Source organism: Synechococcus sp. R6-7 (genome assembly GCF_047461695.1).
GTDB lineage: Bacteria > Cyanobacteriota > Cyanobacteriia > Thermostichales > Thermostichaceae > Thermostichus.
This window is the reverse complement of record NZ_JANSHS010000321.1, coordinates 1-4,808: the sequence shown is the minus strand read 5'-3', so window position 1 is coordinate 4,808 and position 4,808 is coordinate 1. Positions and strand designations below refer to the sequence as shown.

The window sequence follows — 4,808 nt, the reverse complement described above, 5'->3', positions numbered from 1 at the left end:
CCCCCCCTCAGCTTGATCAGCGGCAAAGTGGGCGAAGAACTCTGGATCCTGAGCATTTTGCTGGCAGGAACCTCTTCCATCCTGGCAGCCGTGAACTTCATCACCACCATTCTGAAGATGCGCATGCCCGGCATGAAGATGGAAGACATGCCGCTGTTTTGCTGGGCCATGCTGGCAGCCTCTGTTCTCACCCTCATTGCAACACCGGTTTTGGCCGGTGCATTGATTTTGCTTAGCTTTGACCTGTTGGCGGGCACGGCCTTTTTCAACCCCAGCGGCGGCGGGGATCCGGTGGTCTACCAGCACATGTTCTGGTTCTACTCCCACCCGGCGGTTTACATCATGATCTTGCCGGTCTTTGGCATGATCTCCGAGATTTTGCCGGTGCATGCCCGCAAGCCCATCTTTGCCTACAAGGCCATCGCCTACTCCAGCTTGGCCATCTGCTTTTTGGGGTTGATCGTCTGGGCTCACCACATGTTCACCAGTGGCACCCCTGACTGGATGCGGGTGTTCTTCATGATCGCCACCATGGCCATTGCCGTTCCCACTGGGATCAAGGTGTTTAGCTGGCTGGCCACTTTGTGGGGCGGCAAGATCCACTTCCGCTCGGCCATGCTGTTTGGCATGGGTTTTGTCTCGATGTTTGTGATCGGCGGCTTGGGCGGGATTATCCTCGCCTCGGTGCCTCTGGATATCCACGTTCACGACACCTACTTTGTGGTGGCCCACCTACACTACGTGTTGTTTGGCGGCAGCGTCTTTGGGATCTATGCCGGCATCTACCACTGGTTCCCCAAGATGACGGGGCGGCTGCTGAACGAGTTTTGGGGGCGGGTGCACTTTGTGTTGACCTTTGTCGGCCTTAACATGTGCTTCTTGCCGATGCACAAGCTGGGCCTGATGGGGATGCCCCGCCGGGTGGCCCAGTACGATCCCCAATTTGCCGACCTCAACTGGATCAGCTCGGTGGGGGCCTTTGTTCTGGCCATTTCCACCCTGCCCTTTTTGGTTAACGCCATCTACTCCTGGGTGGCCGGGCCAAAAGCTGGGGATAATCCTTGGCAGGCCCTGACACTGGAGTGGACAACTTCTTCTCCCCCGCCCCATCACAACTTTTATGGGGATCCCATTCTGCTAACTGGCCCCTACGACTACGGCTTGCACAGCAAAGAGACGCTGGACTACTTTGCTGCTCAGTTGCAGAGCTTGCGGGAGCTGGCGCTGGCGGAAGCGGAGCCTACCTCTTCCTAGCAGGTCGGTTGCCCGGTGGGCGGCTGATCCCCTGCTCACTGGGTATTCCAGTCTTGGCTGGGCTGCTTGTACAGCCTCAAGAAGTCTCAGGAATTCAGGAATTTAGGTGGAAAGGAATATGCAAGGATCCCTTGCCTCTGAAACGCTGATGGTTGGCCACTCAAGGGCCCACACTGCCCATGCTGAGCACCCAGATCATCGCGTCTTTGGCATCTTGATGTTTTTGGTGGCAGAAGGCTGTCTTTTCCTAGGGCTGTTCATGGCCTACCTGGCCTATAGCCTCACCGCCCCGGTGTGGCCGCCGGAGGGAACCCCAGAGCGGGAATTGCTTTTGCCTGGGATCAACACGGTGATTTTGCTCTCCAGCAGCTTCGTCATTCACAAAGCTGGGTCGGCCATCAAGGCCGATGATGTCAGGGGTCTGCGGCTGTGGTTTGCCCTCACAGCGCTGATGGGGGCGGTTTTCCTGGCAGGGCAACTCTATGAGTACAGCAACCTGGAGTTTGGCCTCACCACCAATTTGTTTGCCAGCACCTTCTATGTTTTAACGGGGTTTCATGGTCTCCACGTGATGGCAGGGTTGCTGTTTATTCTGGCGGTGCTCTGGCGCTCCTTTAAGCCCGGCCACTACAGCGCTCAACATCATTTTGGCGTCGAAGCTGCCGAGATCTACTGGCACTTTGTGGATGGGGTTTGGGTTGTGCTGTTTATTCTGCTCTACTTGCTCTGAGCTCGGCCTTCACCCAATATAGCCACGATTTGGATCAGCGCTTCTTGAAAGGCATCTCGTTCCGGCTGTCCTTGCTTGAGGTTGTATTCCAATTGCAAAAGCTGCTGCATTGCTTTCAGTAAAGCTGTGGTCTTCAGGGATCCCACCTCTTTTTGCAGAAAGTAAACCCGATTGGGATTCCCGATTTCTGCTTTCTGGGCGATGACCTTGGGATCCCGTTCTCCCTGATCCAGCAGCAGCCGCACCCATAGCCAGGTGCGAAATTGGCCCACCAACACCGCCAGAACCTTCAGAGCCGGCTCGTTGTGATCCAGCAGATGGGTCAAGATGCGTAGGGCTTGTTCCAGATTCCCTTTGCGCAGGGATCCCGCCAATTGAAAGCTGTTGTAGGCGCTGGCGGGAACTAACGCCTCGACTTGTTCAGGAGAAATGGGATCCTGTTGACCTGCCGTAAACAGGGCCAGCTTTTCCAATTCCATCGCCAAGCGACGGGAGTCATTGCCCACCGCCTCGGCCAATTTCTGGGCGGCTGCCGGGCTGAGGGCCAGATCCCGTTGTTCAGCTTCCCGCTGCACCTGCTGGAGAATGCCCTCCTCATCCCAAGGGGCCAGTTGCGAAAACTCGCGGACAATGGCCGTTTTTTTGAGGATTTTGGTGGATTTCAGGCGCCCATCCGGTTTGCTGCTGGTGGTCAAGAGCAGATGGGTGGTAGGGGGTAACTGGGCCAGTGTGCGCTCCACTTCTTCCCACAGATCTTCCGGGCAATGTTGGGTGAGTGTTGTCTCTTCCAGCCAAACCAAGCGGGCGTTGGATCCCAGCGGCGGGGTCATGGCTTGGTTGAGCCCGGCAACCGTGGATTCCGGCGGCAGGCGATCGTAGTTAAAAGCAGCCCAGTGGGGATCCAGCACTTGATCCCGCAACTGCTGTACCGCCTGCATCAGGCGATAGGTATCATCCCCCCAGTACAGGTAAACGGGCACGCTTCGACCGAGTGATTTACGAACCGAGTGATTTACGAGATGCTTTTCCCCTACTTCCTCCATTTTGCGTAGGTCAGTTCCCCTTGTCTAAGCGGTTTGGCCGGGATCCCTGCTCAACTTGGTGGAGGGAGTCAGTCCAAGTGAAGATACCGAGCCCAGCTTGACTCAAGTTGTTTAAGAATAGGTCAAGTACTCGCCCTGTCTGGCGAAAACAAAGGCATCTTTACATAACTTTCATAATCCAGAAGTCTCCGCAGCTCAAAAAGTTCTGTATTCCCACTGAAGAGGTTTCGTAGACCTTCTCCTACAGTTGAATTAGGAGCAGAGACTGCAGGGTTAAAGATTATGGATGGCATTGGCGAGTTTGAGTTTAAGGTGCAAATCTTAGCCCGTTGCATGGGATCCGCCCTGGGTCTGGGCCGTCCTACTCGTATTCAGATTCACTATTCCAACTCCAATTCCCAGAACGCAGTTAGAGCCAAGGAAGGTTGGTCTGGATCCCGCTTAGGCGATCAAATCCCTTCTCCTAATGCCGAAGGTGAAAGAGGATCTCAAGGTCAAGTGTTAGCCTGTGTTGCCTGAAGAATCTTTTGAGAATCGGTCTGTGGTAGGTCAGGAGATCTTCGATTGCGGCAATCCAACATTTGATTGAAGATTGAGATAGAGCTTTTTGTAGTTTTTCCTGCTGTTCTTCTTTGCTTTTTACAGAGACTTGTTCTTAAGATTGAAAACCCAACTTTGATAACTCTTCGATGCCTTTTGTCTTGTAGAGTCTTGTGAGTCAGCCGGTTCTTTGTTTTTGTTGAGGGGTACTTTGTCCGGCTGGCGCGATAAGAAGTTGCGCTCTTCTTCGTTGTCTCTTTGCCTCTGGGGATATAAGCTAGAACTTCGTCCCACCGACGCAATCGGAAGGTGACTTGGGGCGTATGAACTTGTGCCCAACAGGCTCCGGAGGGTTATGGAACGAGCAACGCAACGGTGGCACGGTTTTCTGCTGCGCGATTTTCCCATCAAGGCTTGGTGGCAGGGAAGCCTTTTGGGTCGTCTATTGGGATCCCTGCAGAGTTGGGGGAAAAGCAGCGTATTGGTGCAGACTTCCGACCGCATCGGCCTGGGGCTGGTACTGCTTTACTGGGTTTTCTCTGCGCAAAGCTCCACCGGCATCCTGGGCCTGATTTTGCTGGCTATGGCCGCTCTGGTGGGCCTGGGCGCTTTGGTGGAAACGCCGATTGGGCTGCCGCTGCATCTGCCCCTGGTCCTTTTCTGGGGAATTGCCACCTTGGCAACGATTCTCTCTCCGGTTGCCTACGCAGCACGGGATGGCTGGCTGAAGTTGACTCTCTACCTGGCTGGTTATCTGTTGTTGCATCGTCTGCTGCGCAAACCCCAATTCCGAGATGGGATCGTTGGATCCCTGCTTTTGGTCAGCTTGGTGATGGGGATCCATGGCCTGCGGCAATACTTATATGGGGCAGCGGAACTGGCCACCTGGGTGGATCCGAAGTCGGGTTTGGCGGGTCTGACGCGGGTGTACAGCTATCTGCGCAATCCAAATCTGTATGGGGGCTACTTGATCCCGGTCATTCCTCTGGGGCTGGCCGCCACTTGGATTTGGCCCAGTTGGGGGGCGAAACTCCTGGCCGGGTTTACGACGGCGGTGAACCTGATTTGCCTGTTGCTCACCTACAGTCGTGGCGCCTGGATTGGGGGGCTGGCCATGCTCACCCTGATGGCCGTGCTGTTGGCACAGTGGCATTCTGTCGATTTGCCAGCCCGCTGGCGGCGTTGGGCCTTGCCGGCCCTGTTGGGCGGAGGGGGGGCTGCTCTGTTGCTCGGGATCCTGA

Annotated in this window: 3 protein-coding genes and 1 pseudogene; 3 read left to right on the top strand and 1 reads right to left on the bottom strand. The window is 55.4% G+C overall.

Annotated features, from left to right (window positions below; translation table 11 throughout):
* Both NW815_RS09855 and NW815_RS09850 read left to right on the top strand, forming a co-directional pair.
* Positions 1 to 1,254: cytochrome c oxidase subunit I (locus NW815_RS09855; RefSeq protein WP_414415956.1), on the top strand; the 1,254-nt coding region annotated here is incomplete at its 5' end.
* Between the two features lie 118 nt (positions 1,255 to 1,372).
* On the top strand, positions 1,373 to 1,984 hold the full coding sequence (locus tag NW815_RS09850) for a cytochrome c oxidase subunit 3 (protein ID WP_414351249.1): 612 nt from the start codon (positions 1,373 to 1,375) through the stop codon (positions 1,982 to 1,984).
* Here NW815_RS09850 and holA read toward each other — a convergent pair.
* Entirely contained in the window at positions 1,972 to 2,964 is a 993-nt protein-coding gene (gene holA / locus NW815_RS09845) for a DNA polymerase III subunit delta (protein WP_414388455.1), read from the bottom strand. The genes NW815_RS09850 and holA overlap by 13 nt on opposite strands.
* A 958-nt stretch (positions 2,965 to 3,922) precedes the next feature.
* Here holA and NW815_RS09840 point away from each other — a divergent pair.
* Positions 3,923 to 4,808 (top strand): annotated as a pseudogene (locus NW815_RS09840) (putative bicarbonate transporter, IctB family); the annotation flags it as partial.

What these genes read in the sequence shown, in the direction of transcription:
- NW815_RS09850 (WP_414351249.1), top strand. Translation starts at nt 1,373, where the DNA reads ATGCAAGGATCCCTTGCCTCTGAAACGCTGATGGTTGGCCACTCAAGG.